General features: G+C 45.2%; 16 protein-coding genes and 1 pseudogene. 15 read left to right on the plus strand and 2 right to left on the minus strand.

Annotation, left to right across the window (positions count from 1 at the left end; all coding sequences use genetic code 11):
* Positions 1-40 precede the first annotated feature (40 nt).
* Positions 41-205: pseudogene (locus H6G40_RS16105) on the plus strand (YidH family protein); the annotation flags it as partial.
* A gap of 113 nt (positions 206-318) precedes the next feature.
* On the opposite strand, the gene H6G40_RS16110 reads toward H6G40_RS16105, so the two are convergent.
* Positions 319-1,701 carry a hypothetical protein gene (locus H6G40_RS16110; RefSeq protein WP_190537966.1) on the minus strand — a complete coding sequence of 461 codons (1,383 nt, stop codon included), beginning with the start codon at positions 1,699-1,701 and terminating at the stop codon, positions 319-321.
* Positions 1,702-2,232: 531 nt separating this feature from the next.
* On the opposite strand from H6G40_RS16110, the gene H6G40_RS16115 reads away from it, so the two are divergent.
* The 14 genes from H6G40_RS16115 to H6G40_RS16180 all read left to right on the plus strand — a co-directional run bounded on the left by H6G40_RS16115 (position 2,233) and on the right by H6G40_RS16180 (position 21,222).
* The gene (locus tag H6G40_RS16115) at positions 2,233-2,721 is read left to right on the plus strand and encodes a hypothetical protein (RefSeq protein WP_069473841.1); all 489 of its coding nucleotides are present in this window, start codon (positions 2,233-2,235) and stop codon (positions 2,719-2,721) included.
* A gap of 23 nt (positions 2,722-2,744) precedes the next feature.
* The gene (locus H6G40_RS16120) at positions 2,745-4,250 is read left to right on the plus strand and encodes an FtsZ/tubulin family protein (RefSeq protein WP_069473840.1); all 1,506 of its coding nucleotides are present in this window, start codon (positions 2,745-2,747) and stop codon (positions 4,248-4,250) included.
* 10 nt (positions 4,251-4,260) lie between these two features.
* Positions 4,261-7,515, plus strand: a complete 3,255-nt coding sequence (locus tag H6G40_RS16125; protein ID WP_069473839.1) for a cell division protein FtsA — start codon at positions 4,261-4,263, stop codon at positions 7,513-7,515.
* 82 nt (positions 7,516-7,597) lie between these two features.
* Positions 7,598-8,521 carry a hypothetical protein gene (locus tag H6G40_RS16130; RefSeq protein WP_002734779.1) on the plus strand — a complete coding sequence of 308 codons (924 nt, stop codon included), beginning with the start codon at positions 7,598-7,600 and terminating at the stop codon, positions 8,519-8,521.
* 21 nt (positions 8,522-8,542) lie between these two features.
* Complete coding sequence (locus H6G40_RS16135) at positions 8,543-10,102, plus strand: hypothetical protein (RefSeq protein WP_190537968.1); 1,560 nt, start codon at positions 8,543-8,545, stop codon at positions 10,100-10,102.
* 42 nt (positions 10,103-10,144) lie between these two features.
* A complete protein-coding gene (locus H6G40_RS23385) occupies positions 10,145-11,503 on the plus strand; it encodes a coiled-coil domain-containing protein (protein ID WP_242028777.1) in 1,359 nt (452 codons plus the stop codon).
* A gap of 41 nt (positions 11,504-11,544) precedes the next feature.
* Positions 11,545-12,303 carry a hypothetical protein gene (locus H6G40_RS16145; RefSeq protein WP_190537970.1) on the plus strand — a complete coding sequence of 253 codons (759 nt, stop codon included), beginning with the start codon at positions 11,545-11,547 and terminating at the stop codon, positions 12,301-12,303.
* On the plus strand, positions 12,296-13,159 hold the full coding sequence (locus H6G40_RS16150) for a hypothetical protein (protein WP_190537972.1): 864 nt from the start codon (positions 12,296-12,298) through the stop codon (positions 13,157-13,159). Before H6G40_RS16145 ends, H6G40_RS16150 begins: the two co-directional genes overlap by 8 nt.
* A 2-nt stretch (positions 13,160-13,161) precedes the next feature.
* Positions 13,162-14,055, plus strand: coding sequence for a hypothetical protein (locus H6G40_RS16155; protein WP_190537974.1), 894 nt, complete (start codon positions 13,162-13,164; stop codon positions 14,053-14,055).
* A gap of 7 nt (positions 14,056-14,062) precedes the next feature.
* Positions 14,063-16,573 carry a peptidoglycan-binding protein gene (locus tag H6G40_RS16160; protein WP_190537976.1) on the plus strand — a complete coding sequence of 837 codons (2,511 nt, stop codon included), beginning with the start codon at positions 14,063-14,065 and terminating at the stop codon, positions 16,571-16,573.
* A 10-nt stretch (positions 16,574-16,583) separates the two neighbouring features.
* Positions 16,584-18,161 carry a hypothetical protein gene (locus tag H6G40_RS16165; RefSeq protein WP_123231361.1) on the plus strand — a complete coding sequence of 526 codons (1,578 nt, stop codon included), beginning with the start codon at positions 16,584-16,586 and terminating at the stop codon, positions 18,159-18,161.
* Between the two features lie 141 nt (positions 18,162-18,302).
* Complete coding sequence (locus H6G40_RS16170; RefSeq protein ID WP_002734657.1) at positions 18,303-19,346, plus strand: hypothetical protein; 1,044 nt, start codon at positions 18,303-18,305, stop codon at positions 19,344-19,346.
* Positions 19,279-20,664: a VWA domain-containing protein gene (locus H6G40_RS16175; RefSeq protein WP_242028778.1), complete on the plus strand. Its 1,386-nt coding sequence runs from the start codon at positions 19,279-19,281 to the stop codon at positions 20,662-20,664. Before H6G40_RS16170 ends, H6G40_RS16175 begins: the two co-directional genes overlap by 68 nt.
* 159 nt (positions 20,665-20,823) lie before the next feature.
* Positions 20,824-21,222 carry a YidH family protein gene (locus H6G40_RS16180; RefSeq protein ID WP_069473834.1) on the plus strand — a complete coding sequence of 133 codons (399 nt, stop codon included), beginning with the start codon at positions 20,824-20,826 and terminating at the stop codon, positions 21,220-21,222.
* Positions 21,223-21,298: 76 nt separating this feature from the next.
* On the opposite strand, the gene H6G40_RS16185 is transcribed toward H6G40_RS16180, so the two are convergent.
* On the minus strand, positions 21,299-21,538 hold the full coding sequence (locus tag H6G40_RS16185) for a hypothetical protein (protein WP_069473833.1): 240 nt from the start codon (positions 21,536-21,538) through the stop codon (positions 21,299-21,301).
* Positions 21,539-21,822: the final 284 nt, after the last annotated feature.

Raw genomic sequence — 21,822 nt, forward strand, 5'->3', positions numbered from 1 at the left:
ATACTTGATTTTATTGAACTTCCCTGCGAGGAACTCCTCTATGCTGTTTAAATCCCGAAAGACAAAGCAGAAATTTAACGCTGATTACTGGCGAGATCATTCGGCCAACGAACGCACCTATCTGTCTTGGATGCGTGCCTCGATCGCTTTGATGGGTTTTGGTCTGGTCATTTTGCGTTTACGAACGGCATCTTCTACGGCCCTAGAGGTCTGTCAAAGCAATAATTATGGATAATGGGAGGAGTAAAATAAGCAAATTAACCCACTTGTATCCGTCAATTTCAACTTTACCGACTACTAGGGCCTGGTGATGAAACCCTAATTTTTCTCGATCGCGTAACAGAATCGGCCGATTTTCGGGGGATTTTCGGCCATGAGGTTGGCCGTGATCGTTTTTAGGCCTCGAAGAAAAGGGAGTAAATTATTCGTTTTCGAGCCATCTTGTTGATTATCCCGGCCGATTTGCCAGTTCCACTCTTCCCACCAAGGTTGTTCCTGTAGATTCTTGGCGACGAGATCGATCGTGAAGAGGTAAATTCCTGGTTCGGGAAACTTATCGGGGTGGATCGTGGTGACAAAATTTAGCTTTCGGGGAGCTTGTCCTGCTGGGGAATCGAGATTCCATTTGGATATCTTGATCGCTTTTTGTAAATTGGAATCATCTTTTAAAACTTCTTTTGAGTTTTGAAATGTGTTCGAGAATTTATTGGGAACCTCGATGCTTTGTAAGGGTTCGATCGAACGGACATCGATCGCCACCGTATGCTCGCTCGTATCAAGGGAAACACTATCGGAAATCTCAATCGCATCTGTAGAAGTTTGCGGTATTTTCCAGAGTTGATTATTCTGGTCTTTAGCTTGAACTCTAAAGCCATTTAATGATAGATTCCATTCTCCTAAAACTGCTTTTTCTTCGGCGGGTTTTTCTTCAATTTCTCGATCTAACAAAAATGGTTCCTTTACAAGATGATTGGGTGAAAAAATAGCAATTTTGCTATTGGCTAAAATGTTCTCTTGGCGTTCTTGTAAGCTGGCAAAATATTGAGTTATGTCGTTGTGACGACCAATAAAAACTACATAAAATGGACGAAATTTATTGCTAGATTTCTCGTTGGGAAAGGGAAATTTTTTGATCCTGTTTTGCTCTTGCACATAGACGGTTCCTTCAAATTCGCTTTGAATCGCCCAAATCGCTACGGCGTATTCAGGATGCTTTGAGTTTAAATAAGTTTCTTGAATTTTTCTCGTGAGAAGTGTCACATCTCCCGATGCTTGATCGAGATCAGTAACGATAACCTGTAGGGAATTTTTTGTCCCTGGTTCGACAATTAGATTTTGAATAGGAGCGGAAACATCGGGAAAATCTGTACCATTATAAAAGGTGGGAAGTTGGGCTTTTCTAAAATCACTACGGGTGAGCGCATTTCCCGAACGATAGTATTGAACAGGAGTTTTACTGACTAAAGATAGGGTTTCGTCGAGCAGTTTTAGGGTTTGCACATAGAGGCTACCAGCATCGCTAACGTAGCCCAACATTGAGCTAGATCCATCCACTTGAATCGAGATGCCTAGAGGGGTTGAGCGAGTATCCGTCTGTTCGATCGGGGTAGGTATGCACGAAAAAGGCTTTTCTGCTGTATTGCAAGATACAATTCCTAAACAAGTGACTATTGTTATGACTAACCATCGAGCGCGCACCATTCGATCTCCTCGTGAACTACTGCTACCTTCTCTCCTATACTAGGACGGATTCGACGAAATTGGCAGGATGAGAAGGAGTTAACTTTTTTTACAATCCCCCGTGTTGTAATAATAGCACTATAATATGTCAAGTATAGGTGTGCAGTTAATTTCGAGATAGATTGGTTGAAGGGGAAAGATAACGGATATGTATATAGAGCGGCCAGCAGATCGAGATCTCTATGATAGGTTATCGCATGGAGATGATTGTCTTGTTTTAAGTCCTCCAAAAACTGGAAAAAGTTTTTTACTAGAAAGAACGCGCTCGCGTCTTGAAAATGATGGAGTTAAGTGCGTAAGTCTTCGGATGTCCAGAAATCAGCAAGGTAAACTTAGAACTAGCATTCCTACAGAGTTCTATTGGGAATTCATTCACGATCTAGCGACACAGTTCACGATGACTACCATTCTAATCCTAGCCGCTCAGAGTCAGAAGTGGCTAAAACCTGTAGTAAATATGTACCGAAATAATCCCATTAGATAGAGATAACTATGAAACCTGGTGAAATAATTCGTGTGATCGCTATTATCGTTGTGGGCGCGATCCTTATGTTCTTGATTCAACCCTTTATCTTTAGAACGGGAGCGATTTGGTCGCCCAGCGTTCAATATCCGGGAGCGGCCCTAGCGAGTTGGGCGAGTGGGGCGTATATGGTGGCGGCGGGGGTGGTTTTCGGATTGTCGATCGCTTGCACAATTCTCTGGTGCGTGATGACGGCGAAATCGGCCGCTAGACGACCGGATGAACTCAGAGCTTGGAGCTTGTGGTGGTGGCTTCTCGGAATCGTTCCTATTCTGAGTATCGGTCTCGCCATCGGGTTTTTCAATCCGATCGAAGAACTGCGTTTACTCCTCGCCCTCTTTTTTGTACTGGATATCCTCATCCTGTTTTGGCTACCGACTGCCAGTAGCACCCCGGGCCTGTTGATCTACACACCACCCCTATCCCATCAACTGCGGGATATCATCGATCGATTTTAAGAAAAAAAAGGAGGCAATTCAGTATGGCCATGTATGTGATCGGCATCGGGGGAACGGGGGCGAAATGTATCGAGGCAATCACGAAACTCGCCTCGGTGGGACTGTTTACCGAACAACCGTTAAAAGTTCTCTTTATCGATGCGGACGAAACCAACGGGAATCTAGAGCGATCGAGAAACGCGCTCAGTATCTACAGCCGATGTCAGGAGTTGATCGTCGGCAAAGAGAACCAAGATAATAGCCAACTCCATCCCTGGATGAAAACTAAGATCGAATCCTTCGATCTCTGGTCGCCCTTTGGGGGGGTTAATTCCAGTAAAGAATTGAAAGCCTTTTTCAACTACAACACGCTCAAACAAAATCAACCCGCTCTCGGTAATCTATTCGATGTTCTCTACACGAAAGACGAACAGGAAGTCTCGCTAGACGTGGGTTTCCGCGGTCGTCCGGCGATCGGTTCGGCGGTGATGAGCCAAGTGGATCTCGAACGATTGGATCAAGAACCCTGGGGAGCGCTGATCAAACAAATACAAGCAGACACAGGCGCAGGAAAAGCCCCGAAAGTGTTTCTCTGCGGGTCGATGTTTGGGGGAACTGGAGCCTCTGGACTACCGACGATCGCCCGTTTACTGGCCAATAAACTGAAAAATATCGGGGTCAAAGATCGAGTCAAGATCGGTTGTCTGTTCCTGTTGCCCTATTTCGGGTTCACCCCGCCGCCTGGAGAAGATCCGGACGGGATTTTCGCTCGTTCCGAACAATTTTTACTGAACACCGAAGCCGCCCTACGCTATTATGTAACCCAAGCGCGAGAGACCTTCGATACGGTTTTTCTGCTGGGAAATGAAAACTTCTCGAAAGTGGAATTTAGCGTCGGCAAAAATAGCCAGCGCAATGATCCCCACTTCCTAGAACTCTATAGCGCCCTCGCCGCGCGGTATTTTTTCCTCCATACCGCCGAAATAGGGGAAAAAGTCGTTTTAATAGGCCGGGAGCAAATCGGTCGGCTGATTTGGGACGATCTGCCGGATCGAGCGGAAATCCAACCCGCGCTCGTCAACGGGACTCGATTCGCCTACAGTTGGCTGTCCGAGTTTGAACCCGAACTCAACGGCATCCTCAAAAGAAAAGATGATCGCCTGGTACTTACACCCTGGTCGCGCCCTTTCTTTCCCCATAAAGGCTCGGCAGACGGGATGACGCGGTTAGGTGACACCCAACAACAGGAAGCACTGAAGACGATTAGCGCCTGGTGTCGGGATTATCTGACTTGGTTGTACCGCCTGCACCAGATCGAGGGAGAACAGATACAACTCTTTAACACCCAAGCGATGGGTGATCCAGAAAAGTCCCTCCGACGAGAACAGTTAGCAGAACTGGTACTCGATCGCCATCTCGACAATAAAACCAAATCGAGAGACACGATCACCTCTCTGATGCAAAGCCTACAGAGCTATAAACCCGACAACTCCGCGGAGCCTGGGATCGCCGCATTAGCCAAAGCCCTATACACCTTTTGTAAGCAATAGCCTTTAGTCTATGTTTTTATTACTGCCGAAATTAAAATCCGATAGCGATGTCCGTCCCTCCGATCAAGCGGGAAAATGGGACGCGCAAGACTTTAAAACCTTTGGCGATGTGGCCTCCAGTCTCGATTACAAATCCCCCGGCCAGGTAAAAAGTGTCAGTTCCGTCCCCACCATCTGGGCCCGTCCCCTGTCGATGCAAATGGCTCTTCACAACAAGGCCTATCCCATCCATCGGCAGATGCTCGACCAGTGGCAAGGAATGTTAGCGGCCTTGGCCCTTGCGGAAATGCGGCGTTTTCCCCTCTCGGCACAACTGCTAGAACTGGGCCAACTCCGCCATCAAGATCCCTTCGCCCGTGCCCTCTACGAACTGCGCCCCAATCCCCCCAGTAAAGCCCTTTATCTTCTAGAGGCAAAAAACCCGTGGGAAGATGTCTACGTCTTTTTATGGGATGGGAAATCGGTGGGAATGTCTTCCCCCAGTACGATCGTCGTTCCCTCCGAAGCCGGCAAGTGGGAAAATCTGCCCTGGTGGAATCGGCAGACCCGTTGTTTGGAAGCGCCGCAAGGTTATCTCAATGCCAGTGAAAAAGCATTGCTCTGGCGTTGGCTGGAGAACCTCAATAACGAGTTAAATCGCTATACTGGGGACGCGATCGCCCAGAATACCATGCGGGGTCTGTTAGCGGAATTTCAGAATAGCTTGGGGGGGCAACCGGAACAACGGCTGAGTTTAAGTAATAATCCCCAATTTTTCGGCGTTCCTCTCAATCGAGGCCTTTTAAACGCCCTCAATCGTCCCGTCAAAGCCGAACCGAAAGAATCCTGCGTGCGGGTCGTGGCCAGCGAGAATAAGCGCGGCCTCGTTCCCCCTCTCCTGATTATCGATCCAGAAATCGCTCGCTCGTGGGATCGATCGCCCCAAGATATCTGGATCTATCAGGATCAAACCCTCGCCTCTCCATCTATCCTCAAGGATTTACAGACTGGGAAAATCCTCTGGAAAGATATCCGGTGGATCGAGTCCAAGGATCTATTTACCCCGGAATTTCACTTTATCGATATGGAAGATGCCCTACCAGGGGGGTTTTTGCCGGATAACACTCCGTCGATCGTGTTCAAAGGACAGGAAATCACCCCTCTCCTGCCCCTCAACCCGATCCTCCTGGACTACTTTACCCCCGAAGAGTTACTGCGGAAGCTCCAGTTCAGTACGCTCAACGGGAGTGAGGGGCCAGTTCTGCGGGTATCCCTAGACCTGCCCCTATCGGGCATGAACAATGACGAGAGAAATCCCCAGAATTATCGGGTGTTTAAAGACTATCCCATCAAGGAAGACAACGCCCTGACCCAAGTTCCGGTTTTAGAGATCTGGCCGAACTTCCGGGCCCAGGGTTGGAAGGAATATTACGCCTTTTACTACGATCTGGAATTTCTCGGTTCCTCGAATCCGCTTGATCGCACTTTTCAGGTGAATTTGCCCGGCGCCAAAGAACCGCATATTTTCCAAGATGGCAAGGGTTCCTATCAACTCACCCGACTAGAGGAGTATCCCTCCTGTATCGAATGTCGGGATCGATCGAAAAACTTCCTCGGCCTAATCCTGCTGAAAACGCCGGCATCGATCGCTCTGGAGGGTTCCTGGAAAGTGGGGGTCGATTTTGGGACATCTTTTACCAATATCTACGTCAATCGCCGGGGAATAACCGAACCGCTTCCCTTAGAAAGTCTGCATCTCAAAGTGACGGAGGTACTGTCCGATACTCGACTGCCCACCCTGTTCGAGTATTTCGTTCCCGAAAACTTCATTCCCCCAGAGAAACCGTTACCCCTCAGTAGCGTGTTAACCACCCGAAAGGCGAATAACGTAGCGAAAGAACGCCCGATCTACGACGGTCGGATCTATATTCCCGATCGCGCGAGATTTAACCCCCAAGAGGGCTGGATCGAAACCGATCTCAAATGGACGAATATCACCATCAATCGGCTTTTTCTCAAGCATTTAGCCCTTCATGTCACAGCCCTCGCAGCCAAAAACGGCATCCAACAAATCCAGTGGTCTCTCTCCTATCCTTCCGCTTTCTCCCGCGCCGATAGAATCCGCTACGCACGCAACTGGCAGGATTTAACCGAGGAGTTGCAGGCAAAAACCGGGATCAGCCAAATTTGCCCGCAACAGGATAATCTCACCTATTTCCGCACGGAAAGTGTGGCAACGGCCCAGTATTTCGCCGATCAGGAGGGTCACAACCTCGTCAATAGCACCTGTATCGACATGGGGGGAGGAACCTCGGATATCTCCATCTGGGAGGCCGACACCGATCGCTTCCAACTGGTGCATCAATGCTCGGTACAATTAGCCGGGCGACATCTGTTCTCCCAATTCTTGGAACTCAATCCCGGATTTCTCGTCGAGAAGTTTGGGGTAAACACGAGCGAATGGCAGGGATTGAAAGAGGGAAACTTCCACGCCAAGCTAGATGTCCTACTCCGCCTCGAAAGCGAGAACTGGCTCAAGAAAAGAGACTTTCTCGAAGAAGATCCCCAATTCCAGGGTTTACTCCGACTGATGGCGATCGGTACGGCGGGACTATACTACTATGTGGGGATTCTGTTACAGGTTCTCTACGAAAAAGACCGCTACAGCCGACCGGAAATCACCCCCGTGTACATCGGTGGCAACGGTTCGCGCCTGTTGAACTGGCTGGCGATTGGCGGACGGTTCGATCGTCACGCTGAAGTTAACGAACTTTTCAGTCGGATGCTGAGTAAGGCCTCCGGTTTCCCGGACACCAACGAGATCACCCGATTAAGCACCCGTCCCAAGGATGAAGTCGCCTGTGGTCTGGTACTAGACCGAACTCCCCTAGGAGGAATTATCAGCAAAAAACCGGAACCGGTAATCGCCGGGGAGGATTGCGAGGTGAACGGTCAAAAAATTACGTGGAAAGACTATCTGGAGTTGGAAGGCAATATCACCGGCTTCGATATGCCCCAACTCCAGGAAGTTCCCGCTTTTCTAAACGAGTTCAACACCGCAGTGAAAGAGATCGACATTCAGGGACTTAAACCCATGCCCGCTTTTAAAAATGGCGAACTGGAGTCTAGTTACAAAGATCGTCTCTGGCGTGAAGTCCATAAAGAACTGAGAACGAATCTCGTTCACATTCGGGGAGATTCAGAAAACATCCGCGTCGAGCCACCTTTTATCCTAGGATTAAAGGCACTCCTCCGCGTTTTAGGCAAGGAGTGGGCTGGCAAATAACGGCTAACCAGAGGGGAAGTAGGAAAAATACCGGCGAGGTCTTTTCTACTCCCCTTAGCAAAAAGTCTAAGGGAGAACGATGATGTCTAATTGTCCAGTTTGTGATGCTATATATAACGAAGGGCAAGAGAGTTGTACGGTATGTAACTGGCCTCTGAATAATGACTCTCAAAAAATTATTATCTGGGCGAAAGGTATTTGGGAAGAGAGAAGTAGTATTAAAGATAAATATAACAAGCGCAAGACAAAAGATGAAGAGTCTTTAGTGGATGAAATCAAAAGGGATTTGATCGACCCTTTGCAAGCCGAGCTTATGGATTTGAAAAACTCCTTACAAGAAAAGTTACAAACCATACATTTAGAGCGAGATAGAACTCTAAAAGAACAACTAGAATCAATCAATAGTAATATTAAAAATATCGAGCAAAATCAAGAACAGTTAGCTACAAAAAATCAAGAAAACTTTTCTCGATCTCAAGAAGAAATTGAAAAAATTAGCAATAGAGTAGGAGATTTAGAAAACAATATTCGAGTGAACGAACGTGCCAATCGAAAAATGGTTTCTAACCAATCCTCATATCCTTCTGAAACAAGCGTTTCCTATCCAGAACTTTCGCCACAAACTCAGAACCCGATTAGCCTAGAAGAATCGAATCTAGCGAAAAGATATAACCGCGATCGAGATGCTTTTTCCCAACAGGCAATCAACGTCACCGCCACCGAAGAAAGCTTGACAAAACTAAGAATCGGTAGTTCCTCGCGGGTAATCTTCGAGAAAAATCGTCGCGGCAATTATTCGATCATCAAAGAAAACGGCACAGAATATTTAGTACCGAGTAACAACCTCAGACTGAACCAACACAACTACAAAGCGATCGAAGACTTTTTCGACTGTAAAAATCTTCAGCTAGAGGGTAACTTTGAACTTCTCAAACCCGCTAGAGTTTCCGCTTTACCCGGAGGGGAAACCTGGCAGTTAGAGGAACGCGGCATCCTACAATTCTGATATATAAAATCGGTGAATCCTATGAAAAAAATCAGCTATGCTAAATTGGCTCTATCCCTGCTCCTCGTTTCTACTGTCCTCGTCGGATGCGGGAAGGGGACTGATCCCCAAAAAGAGCAAACCTCTCAAACCTCCTCGGCAACCGTCGAGAAATCTCCTCAATTACAGAGCGATATCGATAAAGCTTTCGATGAGTTAAAAAAAGAACAGCAAAAGTTTCTCGATGCCCTCAAGGGAGCGATTACGATTACTGACAAGAAAAAGCTGGAAATTATTAAGAGCGATGCGGTTAGTACAAAGATAGAAAATTTACAGACAAAAATAAAAGAGTATCGCAAAAATCAGCTACCGAAGCTAAAAGAAGAAGAAAGAGCATCCATTGAGAAAATTTTGGGTGACATCGATAGCTCTTTAGAGGAAATCTCTCAAAAGGTAATCAATCCTTTTAAGACAGGATTGACAAGAGATGCAATTGAAAATGTTCAGAAACAATTAGATTTTTTTACAAGAAGAGATATCTCCCAAGATAATTATGGTAACTTTGGAGATACTACCGTCGGGGAAATTACAAAATTTCTCCAAGATAAACAGAAGTCACTAGAAGATAATATTAAACAATTAAAATCTCCCATCGATCCAGAAATACAAAAATTATCTAATCGAATAGCACAGTTAGAAAAAGAAAAAACCTCTTCTAATACCACTTTTCTCGTTGCTATATTAGCATTATTAGCGAGCGTAATTTCTTTGCTAAGATCCCGCAAAAGATCGAGTAGAAGCTCTTCTATAGGACAACCATCACCCAATAGACATGAGCCTACGAATAAGCGCTTTTCTAGATTCAATTTTTGGAGTAAAGAAACAAACCCTAAAGGAGATGGAGACGGGGAATCTCCAGAGAACTCGTCCGCTTCAGTTGCTTCTCAAAATTTGAGTACAAATGAAACTCAACTTTATTATAAAATTTATGAACGAGTTTACAACGATATTTACAAAAAACTCTCTAAAGAGATAAAAGATATCGAGCGAAAAATTACACAAGAAAACCGTATAATTAATGATAGAATTGCCGATTTAGAATTAGAAAAACACAATCGGAAAACCAAAGATACAAAAGTTCGGGAACAAAAAGAACCAACTGGCATAACCACTTTGAACCCTTCTGCACCACCCGCGAGCCAGACTTACCAGAGTACAGCACCTTCAGTATCTAGCTCTTCCCACTCCCTAGTAGGAGATAATTATTATCGAGATGCTCGTTCCTCATCCCCGATCGAAGTATCTCCTACAGAAGAAAGCCTAGCGAATCGTCGAATGGGAGGGAGCGAACCAATTGTACTAGAAAATAAGCGCCGGGGTTACTATGAGGTGTACCTCGACGGTAACTATCATTGTTTGGTACCTAGCCAGAATTTTAGAATCAACCAGAATAACTATAAAAGCGTTGAGGATCTATTCGAGTGCCAGAACTACGATCCGAATTATTCCGATAGCTATACCGTCATCCGTCCTGCGGTAGTCTATCCCCTAGCGGGTGGGCAAACTTGGCAGTTACAACAGCGAGGAGTTTTACGTTTTTAGTGCGCTAGAGTACGATGAGGAGTGATGAGAGAAGTTATCCAGATGACGAAACTAAATTTTGCGATCGCCGAAATCGTGGATATTTATAATTTCCTACCCAAAGTTCTGGCCCCGAAAGTGGTCAAAGTTGCGGTTCATCCTTCTCAATCTAATAGGGACAGGCCATCTCTAGCCGAACAGAAAAACGGGAACTATTGGATAGTCCTAGTCGAGGCTAATTACTGGCTACTGCCCCAAAGCGGCCTACGCATCAATCAATTTAATCTAGCCACCGTTAAATCTCTATTCGACTGTCAAGGATACGAACTTTCTGAACACGGGGATTTTGTATTACTAGAGGCCGCTCAGGTGTCGGGAATGCCAAACGGGACAGAGTGGAGACTAGAGAAAAAAGGAGTAATCAACTTTGATCCTAACTATCCCGCAGACGAATTGCGATCGCAACAAAAGCAAGCGCAACAGGAGATCGATCGTCTTCAGTCCGAGTTAGAGGAGAGCAAAAGGAGAAATCAACGATTAAACGCTCAACTAGCCGAATTAGCCTACGATACATTACAAAAGATCCGCGCTGATTTAGTCACCAGAGATGAGTTTATCGAACAAAGTCACAAGCTAAATACCTTAGAAGAATATCTAAACAATGCCTTTGATAACTTAGACGAAGCCTTTGATAACTTAGACGAAATTCAAGTTAAGTTAGAAGATTTAGAAACCAATATTCGAGCGAACGAACGTGCCAATCGAAAAATGGTTTCTAACCCATCATCTGGTTCTCAAGTTAATTCTCTAAGTTTGAGTACAAATGAAACTCAACTTTATGACAAAGCTTACGATCAAACTTATCAAGAGATTGATAAAAAATTCCCTGGAAAGTTTAAAGATGTCGAGCGAACAATTAGACAAGAAAACCGTATAATTAATGATAGAATTGCTGATTTAGAATTAGAAAAACACAATCTGAAAACCAAAGATACGAAAGTTCAGGAACAAAAAGAACCAACTGGTATAACTACTTTGAAACCTTCTGAACCACCTGCGAGCCAGACTTACCAGAGTACAGCACCTTCAGTATCTAGCTCTTCCCACTCCCCGATCGAAGTATCTCCTACAGAAGGAAGCCTAGCGAATCGCGAGATGGGAGGGACCGATCCAATTGTACTAAAAAATAAGCGCCGGGGTTACTATGAGGTGTACCTCAACGGTAACTATCATTGTTTGGTACCTAGCCAAAATTTTAAAATCAACCAGAATAACTATAAAAGTGTTGAACATTTATTCGAGTGCCAGAACTACGATCCGAATTATTCCGATAGCTATACCGTCATCCGTCCTGCGGTAGTCTATCCCCTAGCGGGTGGGCAAGCTTGGCAGTTACAACAGCGAGGAGTTTTACGGTTTTAGCTCATCTGACTATTTAGCAATCAACAACGAAAAATTTCCCCATGAACGTAATCATTATTGGCAATAAAAGTGTTGGTAAGACCAGTATGGTCATTACCCTATCGAAAGGAACCGAAAATGTTAAAGTGATCCCTTCTGGCCCTGGAGGTAAAATCGCTACACTGTCCAATGATAGCATTGAAAAACTAGCGGGAACTTCTCAAAAAGAAGAAGAACCTCTCCTGCTGAGAATTAACCTTCCTTCCGGTTTGGAAAGAGAGGTGAGAGTTCAGTGGATTGATACCCCTGGGGAAGCCTGGTCTAAACCCGCGTGGCAACAAAGCAACCCAGAAAAATATCAAGATCTGGTACACACTCTCGGTCAAAGTCAAGCGGTTTTACTCCTGCTGCCTCCCTATCGATATCGAATTCGAACTCAAGAAATAGAAGATACTCCCGAATTTGAGGAAATTCTCGACCCGGAGACCTGGAAAAAACAACTCAAGGAACGTCTCACCCTCTTGCGATCGCACTGTCCCAGCGTACAACATATTTTAATCTCTATCCATAAAGCCGATCTATTTCACAACCTAGAGGAGGAAAAAAACACCTGGCAATACAACACCAACGCTTCCTTTCTCTGGGGGAAACACGACGATCATATCCGAGAGACCTATTTTTCCCTAGCCGATGATATAATCCGCGAACATAACTCCCAACCTCCCTACCTCAATCCAAAATTTTTCGTCACCAGCATTCACCATCCCACTCTACTAGAATTACCCTGGGTCTATTTAGGAGCTTATTTCGCCAATGCCTAAAGCCTCTACAGAAATTCGCGTGATCGGGGCGAGAAGTTCGGGAAAAACCACCTATCTTGCCACCCTAGCCGTTCTTCCATCGGGTTTACTAAAAAAATATCCCAACTTAGAGGTGATTCCTCGCAATGATGAAGCCACGGCCCTACGGAAACGCGCGCTCGATACGCTCAAAAATCAAGGAAAGATAGCGGGAGATGCCTTCGATGCTGATCAACTTCATAACCTCAAGGACTATGACTTTCTCATCAAAATCCCGCCGGGGAAAAAGCGATCGAGCATCGAACTAGAACTCCTTGCCAAAGATTTCCCAGGGGAATTTTTTGAACATATTCCCATCCCTCATCAATGGAAAAAAATCACCCCTTGGGTTGATGACCTATTCACTACCGTAAGCTGGATGGTGATGATGACCGATTGGGAACCCGAACGCGACACATCGCTATATCTCCCGGCGTTTACCAAACTATGTGAGGAAATTCGCGAGCGGGAAATTCGCAACCCAGAAATTGAAAAACTCCGGATCGCCGTCGTCATGGCTAAATGTGAAAGGGGAGAACTCTGGCCCTGTCGTCTCGATCCCGACGAGGATTTATTCGAGGTACGATTGCCCGAAACCTATAAACATCTCACCAAAACTTTAACCCCCGATCGATTACAATTCTTTGCCTGTTCTGCATTCGGGGTTTTGGGAAGTCGCCGCGATCGAGATTTTGATCCCCGGCCAAACTGCTACTTACCCGACGACGGTTCCCCAGAAGAAAAAAACGCCTATTTACGAGAACCCGATCGCTGGTATCCCTACGGATTAATTCCTCCGCTATACTGGTTAGCGACAGGCATTCGACTCGAAGAATAATTATGTGGAGTCGTCAACAACCCCCAGAAACCACCGATTCTCAGCCTACCGAATTTCGGATCATCGGACCGAGGCGATCGGGTAAAACCACCTATCTATCTGCGTTGGCCTACTGGCCGAACGCGAAACCCGATAGTCCGATCGAGAAAGTTATTCCCCGCGACGACGATACGGCTAAACTAATCGCTATGGCAAAAGATATCCTAGAAAATAATGCCATGTTAATGGCTACCTATCTAGCCAGCAATCCGAGCGAAATTCCCACTTATAACCTCTCGATTCAAATGAAGCCCACTTGGCAAGGGGGACAAGCGATCGATATAATTTGTAAAGACTTTGCTGGGGAATTATTTGAAAAACTATCCCAAGGCAAAACTTCCCACATCGAAGAGTATCTAGAAGAATGTGCCTCTGCCCTAGGATTACTCATCCTACTCGATGGTACTTTCTTCACAGAAGATCAAAAGTACGCCCAGGGATTGGCCACCTTGAAACAACAATTAAAGTGGCGACTAGAAAAAAAAAATCAAAACCTCTCCCAGTATCGGATCGCCTTAGCCTTTACCAAAGCCGAACAATCTAAAATGCGAATCCACCGACAGGATATCCCCAGATTTATGAGGCTAAAATTTAATAAAACCTATCAATTACTAGAAAATTGGGGCAAAGAGTGGCCCTGTCCTGTTAAGTATTTTTTTTGTTCGGCATTTGGCATGAAGCCAGGTGCTTCTCCCGACTCTCCCCTCGCCAACGTTCAAGTTACTAGCCGCGAAGGTGGTGTGACTTCTGGAGTGATCGATAACCCAAAAGTGTGGAGACCCTTGGGATTAATGGCACCAATTTACTGGTTACACACGGGTACCGATCATCCCCAACTCAGAGACATAGAGGATTAGAAAAACTATGAGCGATTCCATTTTGATCAAGGAATTTTCTCGGAAATTGTTAGAACCGAAAAGACAGGGCGATCGGTGGGTTTCTAGCGGATTCGACAAAGAAATCGGTTTAAGAACCCATGAGAATCCTCCCACCCCCATTCAAAATGCAGTCCATAACCACTGGTTTCGGATTAATGATAGTTATCCGCCGGCAGAAGGAAAGATTGCCCTCATCGCACGAGAAATCGATAGATACGCAGTTTTAGCGGTAGCCTCTCCCCTAAAAGATGATAGCGATCGACCTCTGGTAGGCTATCGTTATTTCTGGCTAGAAAAGCCCCTAGATGGAGAAATAGATGCCGTGGGAACATTGTTAGAATGGTGGGTCGAGCGAAATTCCCCCCGTTTCGAGCTAAAGCTTTATTCAGAGATCAGACATATTCAGCAACAGAATCGTGGACAGGGATATTATTCAGCGATTCTTCACAGTCCTCATGATTTCGATAAAGTTCGTCAATTTGAGCAACTTGCTTTAGAAGTACAACAAACTCCTCATATTTTTACTCCTAGCAATAGCTTTATTCCTAGTTATTGGCATTTGCATTTTTTTTCTCGATATCTCAAACAAAAATATAATCGCCCGATCGCTTGGGCGTGGAAGGTCACTGTTTTAGAAAGTCCTAATCAATTTACCCTAATCGCTTGCACTACTCAAGAATACTGTCAGATCAATTCCGATGCCAACAAAATCCCAACCGCATTAACTCCCCATAAAACTGGGCAAGATATACTAGATACTTCCCCTGTACAGGTTCAATCAATTCAAAGTTTAAAAAGAGCATTAAAAGAACTCTCAGAAGGCAAAGAAATTGATCAAAACCTAAATATCTTAGTTCAAGAACTAGAAAAAACCGATAGCACTCGATGGGATTGGGCAACGCTGATCGATAGCACCTGGCTGGAGCAACGACAGCACACCCAACAAGAAAAGATTTATAAATCATTGATTCTACTATTAAATCCCAATTTACAGCATACTGACTTAACGATTACCGTCTCCGATTGGCTCAATAGCCTACAAGCGCCAGTATCTCCCGCACCTCAAAAATTGCTGGATTTCTCTCGCTTTCTTCCCTCAGCCTTATTGACTCATTTCCAGCCATCCGAATTACCCGTTACTCAAGAAGCGAAAGAAGCACTCGATCGACAGCATCAGTTGATACAATTGTATTCTAGAAATTCGGTCATATTAGACAAGAATAAAACAAGACTCCATCAACTCATCGCTCGGTTATTTCTCCTACTGCGATCGAACCTCTCCCCCAAATCAGAAGAAGTAATTCAATGGCTACTTATCGACTACTCCCCACTCTGGAAAGAATCTCTAGAAATCTACACCAACGATCTGTTTAGAAAGCTCGATCGAGCCTATCTCAAAAAAGAACAATTACCCCCTCAAGAAAGGGATAAGTTTATCGAGAAAATTCTCGAAGACTTAAAACAGCGTGAGCAAGGACAAACCACCGAAAATCCCTCGTCCTACGAGAGCATCGCAGGGATTCTAGAAAAGAATAAATCCTATCCGATCGCCGCTTTTTTCTATAAACTCGCTACGGGTAAAGTTCCCGATAAAATTTGGGAAAACTGCACGAACCTCCCCGAAATTATTCCCCTAGAAAGACCCCCCGCCATTCCTCCACAATCCTCCGAGAAAAGTCCCAATTCTCTCAAGAAAATCGCCCTAATTCTTTGGCAAAAATATCCTTGGCAATGTCTAGGGTTGAGTGTGGCAGTCGGGACGGTGTTGGGGGTGGGAGTCCTGTGGGGAGTTCAATCGATCGGACGGGTATTTTCTCCGAAGATTTCCGCAAATCAATCGGTCATTATTCCCTCCGATCCCGTTCGGGAACTATACTTATATTTTAATCTCCTAGAATCGGGCGATCGCCGACAAGATCTGCAAGCGAAAAATCTAGACAACCTAAAGAAGTTACGGGAAAAGATGCCCGATTTCAACGCTTCCCAGTGTAAAACCAGCACTCAACGCGAAGCATGGCTAAGAGAAAGATCAAGTATTATCAAAGATCCTTTATATCGCTTCCTTCAACAACTGACACCAGCAGTTCCGGTAGAATTAAATAAAACTTACACCGCTAACCAAGTGACAGCCAATCCTCCTCTCAACGCCCCAGAAATTGCCCTAGGGAAAAGTCTTCTCCACTCGCTACAATTGTATGAGGGGGAAATCACTCCGATTTGGGATCAGAAAGTATCGGATGCGATCGCTAAGTTCAAAACACAATACCAGATTCAGCCAGCAGGAGGGGATTTAGATAAAAACACTTGGTCGATTCTCGCTCCCATGATTCAAGATCGGCAGATAAAAACAGCGATCAATACCCTAGAAAGAATCCTAAAAGAGAGCGAAAATTACTCGATCGCTCTCCCTCGATACAAAGCCTTTCAGCAGTGCAAAACTCAGACAAATACCGCCTATTCTGCCTGCCTAGATCAAATATTCAAACCCGATAAATAGACGCTTAATGATGTGGAATCGATGCGAAATTTATCAATTCTCTCGAAAACTTCTAGAGCCAAAATGGTCTAAAAGACATGAGTGCTATGTGAGTACAGGATTTGATCGAGAAATCGGCGGAGAAAATCAGGAAGTACCCCCGGAAATTGCGAATGCCGTCCATAATCATGCCTGTCGAATTAATGATAGTTATCCTCCCCAAACTATCGCCCTAATCTCTAGAGAAATCGGCAAATATGCCCTATTAGCGGTGGCGACAGCCTTAAGAGATGACAGCGATCGCCCTCTAATCGGCTACCGCTATTTCTGGTTAGAAAAACCCTCGCAAGATGGCGAAATAGACGGAATCGGAACGCTGCTAGAATGGTGGATCACTCAAGGTTCTCCCACCTTTCAACTACAACCCTCCTCTTCATCTCCCAAAACACCCCCAAAAGCTTCTAGTTCTTGGCTAAATCGCCATGATTTTTTTAAAAAATATTCAACCGATTCGGTGAATATTTCTATCAAAAAAATAGAACAAGAAAAAAAATACTCTCGATCTCCATTATATTTAGACAATATAACTTTTGAGGATTGTCGAGAATTTCATGCTCTAGCCCTTTCTCTACAAGCAAACGATTCTAGTCCCCTAAATTGGGCTTTTCGAGTGTCTCAATTAGAGATTCCCGAACAATTCTCTCTGGTTTACACCCAGGATAGCGAGCGAGAACAATTAATTATTCGGTTCGATCGAGTTCCCGAATCCTTCTCGACGGTTTCCGAATATATATCCAGTGATATCCAAGTCAAACGATGTTTACTAAATCTAGCGAAAAATAAAGATCTAGAACGAAACTTACAAGCCCTCTCTAGTTATTTATATAGTCTTGACAGTGACCATTGGAACTGGGAAATTATTGTTGATAAAACTGCGCTTAAAAATCATAATATCACGGCGGCTAGATATCGAGCATTACTGGCTATTTTAAAACCATTTCCAGAAATCGCTAACTGGCTAGACTGGCTACGGAAACGAAGAGGAAATAAACAGTTTGGGCGCGCGGGCATCGAGATGCAACAACAAGCGCTCGACCAAAATCCCCACCTCGAACAGCGACTATACGCTCTCATCGATGATCTATTAATAACGGAGCAATACAAAAATAGCAAAATTCCCGATCTACCCAAGGAAAAACAATGGTTATTAATTCGCTCCAAAAGCTTCTGGTCAGATTATTTTTATGACTCCGCAAAATATTATACTGAATCACTACTCATACAAATCCACTATCCAGAATATTGTCAACTAGACAATCATTTTTTTAACAAAATTTTACAAAACTATCAACAAAAAAAATTACCCGATGCTACTAAAAAACGATACGAATTTCTCGCACGACTATTCGCCGAAGTGCGCGCCTATAGCCTAGCGGCTCTGTTTTATCAAGTAAGCCAAGGAGAAGTTCCCGCAGATATATACACCCAAGCCGAAATCCATCTCATCGATCTTCAAAAAAGCCACCGCTCATCTGGACTGATCGGCCTAGCTTGGGCGAACCTGACACAGGATCTTATGCTATTATTTAGAAATCTGAGGGGAGGCTAGGGCAACCCAACGATCAAACCGAAAATTCCCCAACTACGAACGCACTAGCAGCATTAGACTATGGCGGAAACCTTTCTAGTCAATACTAGGAATACTTTGTCTCTAAACGTTTAACTGGATCAGGAAGGGAGTATTGAAAAAATGAGACTTGTTTTTTATCTGTTGGGGGGCATTATTTCAGCGCTGATCGGCTGGAACTTGAGCTTAGTGATCTTAGACCTCTTTAAATTCGCATCGAAGACAATTACTGGAAGCACTTTCCCTTTTTACGTCGAGTTTATTCTCTTCCCGATCGTCACTATCTGTTTAAGTGTTACCCTTGTCCTAACGACCATTTATCTGAGTAATCCGATTCACTATAAAGCGAATCGAAGAATCCGCAATAGTTATCTCAAAATCGCCCTAAAAACTGGTTTAATCGCTGGAGCGATCGCCGCAGTGCTAACTGTGATTATTTACCAGGGAAAATTCCCCCCGGCAAGTGTTCGCATAGTGGGCTGGAGTTTAATCGGTTTAGGGGCCGGTGTAGCCGAGGGATTATCTTGGCGATCGCTGAGTACCGAGGGCGCGAAAAGTAACACCTTTGAGCGACCGATAAAATCTGCCCTTTTCGGATTACTTGCCGGTTTAATTGCCGCCCTAGCGATTGAATTTCTCCGAACAATAATCCCCCTTGGCGGTTATGAAGATCTTTTAGGATTCACCCTTTTCGGCGCTGGTTTAGGGATGGCGCTCGCCATTTCCACAACCCCCACCTATCAAGTCGCACTGAGAGCCGGTAGAGGATTCGGACGCGCCCGAAAAGATAACCAATCGGGAAACTATCCCAAAATTAACGATCGCTCTTTAAGAATTGTCAATTTCGAGCAAACCCAAATTGAAGAAGGATTATCTATCCAACTTCCTCGCGATACTTCCCAATCTTTACAGATTGGTTCTGCGGAAGATTCCGATATATTTTTACCCGATGTACCCGCAATAGCCGCCAAGCTCAGTTTAGAGAGAAAACAATGGAGACTTAGCACCCCCGTCGAGAATAAAGTACAGATACAAAGAAGAATGTTATCGGAAAATGCCACGGAAACCTTATATCACAATCAAATGTTGACTTTCTACCATGAAAAAACAAATACCTGCTATTACCGATTTATTTTTTGCGATCGCTTTCTCGATCCGGACAACTAAAAAAGCTGGTAGAAACCTTCTGCTTTTTCCCCTATCGATCCTCGCGTTCACTTTCTTCGATTCTGCTTCCGTCCGAGCGAATTCCGTCAAGATTCTCCGCGCCATTACCGACCACGATCAAGTGACTTTAAAAGTACAAGTTCGCGACCATCGTGACCTGCTCGTACCCGGATTACAAGCGAATAACTTTACCGTCCTCACCACGGCGGCCAATCAAACCGAATTTAAATATCGATTAACTCCCCTAACTCTCCCGAAAATTACTATAACCCCACCCGATCAAGTCAAACCCGATCCCGCCTATTTAGTGATTTTGCTAGATATGAGCGGCAGTATGGATAATCGGGATGAATCCCAACAAGTCAAACTCCAGGGAGCGATCGAGGGAATCCAAAAATTTATTACCACGATCAAAACCAAAAAACTTCCCGTAGAAATTGCCCTAGTTCCCTTTGGGGAAGGGTGCGCCCATAGCTATCCGGTCGATCAGACAGTGATTCAAAAGTATCTAGAAGCCTATCCATACAAAACAACCAAAACTCGACTTTCCCAGTTAGCCAATATTGATGTCTGCGCCTCCACCAATCTCTATCAACCCCTCGATGAAGCGGTCAATTTTCTGACCACTTCCGAACGTTTTCAGCAAAATTCTTGGGGTCTGCCTCCCCGTCTCGGCGTGATCCTATTTACCGATGGATTCGATGCCGATCCCGATCGAAACAAGGAAGAACAACGCTTTCAGTCCACTCTGGCTCTGCTGGCCCGTTCCCCTCACGTCACCGTCCACACGATGGGATACGGCGAATCCCTAACCCGACTCCGCGCCCGCGCCCAATGCGCCCAGGAGTTACGCGGCCGCCCTCTCACGGTGGATACTCTCCTTACCTACTGTCAGCTTCCTTGGGGAGAAGATATCCGCGAGTTTATCGTCGATCGATCTCGATTGACAGCGATTGCTAAAGAGACCGGCGGAATTGCCCGATTCCCGCGTTCAGCTGAAGAAGTGAGCCAAGGATTACGAGAGTTCCTGACCGCGCTTCGAGAATACGAGATCAGCTATCCACAACCAACCGCCGATCGGCTCACCATCCATCAAGCCAAAGTTATCGTCAATGCTCCAGGAAGAGGTATGTCCTCTCTCATCTCCGCACCGCTCGAATTCCAGATGCCGAATTATCTCTATCACTCTCTCTCGATTTGGGAACGTTTGGCGATTTTTCTCGGTACGCTAGTCGCAACGGTATTCGGTGTTCGCCGGTTCAATGCCTGGAGCCACCAACTCAAAGAAGAAAGCCGCCGAAATTTAGAGGGGTTTTAATGGTTTTTGGACAGGTGCAAGATCACCTATGGATGATAATCTGCTTAAGTCCCTTGAATTGGCTAAAGATAAGCGAAAAACTAAATGATAAAAACAATTTATTAAAACCATAAGAAAGAATACTTGATTTTATTGAAGTTCACTGCGAGGAACTCCTCTATGCTGTTTAAATCCCGAAAGACAAAGCAGAAATTTAACCCTGATTACTGGCGAGATCATTCGGCCAACGAACGTACCTATCTGTCTTGGATGCGTGCTTCCATCGCTTTGATGGGTTTTGGTCTAGTCATTTTGCGTTTACGGACAGCATCTTTGTCATCTCTAGGACTAGGTTGGTTGTTGGGTTTTGTCTTCGCTATGGTGGGATTATTAACCGTTGTCATCGCCACGCGCCGATATTTTCTCATCCGGCGGGCGATCGATAGTAATAGCTACGAACCCGCTCAAGTCTGGATTATTTGCTTTAGTATAGCGATCGCTTGTCTCGGGTCGGGAATTCTCTATTTTGTCGCCACCAGTCCCGATAGCGGTGGAGTGGAAAGCATCGGTTTCGATTAAAACCCCATCCTCGCAGGGAGCGGGATGGGGAAAAATTGCTCGATACAGGCTGTAAAATCCAGATAACTATTTAGAATTACCCATTTTCCGACCTTTCCCAAGAAGGGGCGAAAGGTGGACAAATCAAAGGACAGGCACGCCAATGACTGTGAACAGGGACTCCCAAGCGTTGACAATAGCCATTTCCTCTCCCCTGAAACTTATAAAACCGACAGTAACGACAGGTAGAGGAACAGGTGGCAACTTTCGGGAGAGGATTTCCCGTGGTTTCGATCGCTGTTAGTTTTGGGGATAGGGTGGAAATGGTGTCTAGCATGGAAGTCTCCAAGGCTAACGGGGTTCACTAGCGACTCTTACCGTACCTAGTCCCAAATTATGTCACAGTTGCTCATCCTCCCGGAGTATAACGATTGACACGCTCCTAAAAAATTGAGAAAATCCCTTGCTGCCAGACCCATTTCACCACAACACGCTTAGAACCCACATTCCGCACCCTAAGTAGATCTCTTGCAAAAGTAATCAAGATATATCCTTTTGTCGGTAACGAAGTTCGTAATTGTAGATACCAGCAATCAAATTCAATCTCAGACCAAATCGCCG

Origin of the sequence: Microcystis viridis FACHB-1342 (assembly GCF_014698335.1) — a bacterium.
Taxonomy (GTDB): domain Bacteria; phylum Cyanobacteriota; class Cyanobacteriia; order Cyanobacteriales; family Microcystaceae; genus Microcystis; species Microcystis ichthyoblabe_A.

What these genes read in the sequence shown, in the direction of transcription:
- H6G40_RS16130 (WP_002734779.1), top strand. Translation starts at nt 7,598, where the DNA reads ATGTCTAATTGTCCAGTTTGTGATGCTATATATAACGAAGGGCAAGAG.
- H6G40_RS16180 (WP_069473834.1), top strand. Translation starts at nt 20,824, where the DNA reads ATGCTGTTTAAATCCCGAAAGACAAAGCAGAAATTTAACCCTGATTAC.
- H6G40_RS23385 (WP_242028777.1), top strand. Translation starts at nt 10,145, where the DNA reads ATGACGAAACTAAATTTTGCGATCGCCGAAATCGTGGATATTTATAAT.
- H6G40_RS16145 (WP_190537970.1), top strand. Translation starts at nt 11,545, where the DNA reads ATGAACGTAATCATTATTGGCAATAAAAGTGTTGGTAAGACCAGTATG.
- H6G40_RS16155 (WP_190537974.1), top strand. Translation starts at nt 13,162, where the DNA reads ATGTGGAGTCGTCAACAACCCCCAGAAACCACCGATTCTCAGCCTACC.
- H6G40_RS16150 (WP_190537972.1), top strand. Translation starts at nt 12,296, where the DNA reads ATGCCTAAAGCCTCTACAGAAATTCGCGTGATCGGGGCGAGAAGTTCG.
- H6G40_RS16125 (WP_069473839.1), top strand. Translation starts at nt 4,261, where the DNA reads ATGTTTTTATTACTGCCGAAATTAAAATCCGATAGCGATGTCCGTCCC.
- H6G40_RS16170 (WP_002734657.1), top strand. Translation starts at nt 18,303, where the DNA reads ATGAGACTTGTTTTTTATCTGTTGGGGGGCATTATTTCAGCGCTGATC.
- H6G40_RS16115 (WP_069473841.1), top strand. Translation starts at nt 2,233, where the DNA reads ATGAAACCTGGTGAAATAATTCGTGTGATCGCTATTATCGTTGTGGGC.
- H6G40_RS16175 (WP_242028778.1), top strand. Translation starts at nt 19,279, where the DNA reads ATGAAAAAACAAATACCTGCTATTACCGATTTATTTTTTGCGATCGCT.
- H6G40_RS16160 (WP_190537976.1), top strand. Translation starts at nt 14,063, where the DNA reads ATGAGCGATTCCATTTTGATCAAGGAATTTTCTCGGAAATTGTTAGAA.
- H6G40_RS16110 (WP_190537966.1), bottom strand. Translation starts at nt 1,701, where the DNA reads ATGGTGCGCGCTCGATGGTTAGTCATAACAATAGTCACTTGTTTAGGA.
- H6G40_RS16135 (WP_190537968.1), top strand. Translation starts at nt 8,543, where the DNA reads ATGAAAAAAATCAGCTATGCTAAATTGGCTCTATCCCTGCTCCTCGTT.
- H6G40_RS16185 (WP_069473833.1), bottom strand. Translation starts at nt 21,538, where the DNA reads ATGCTAGACACCATTTCCACCCTATCCCCAAAACTAACAGCGATCGAA.
- H6G40_RS16120 (WP_069473840.1), top strand. Translation starts at nt 2,745, where the DNA reads ATGGCCATGTATGTGATCGGCATCGGGGGAACGGGGGCGAAATGTATC.
- H6G40_RS16165 (WP_123231361.1), top strand. Translation starts at nt 16,584, where the DNA reads ATGTGGAATCGATGCGAAATTTATCAATTCTCTCGAAAACTTCTAGAG.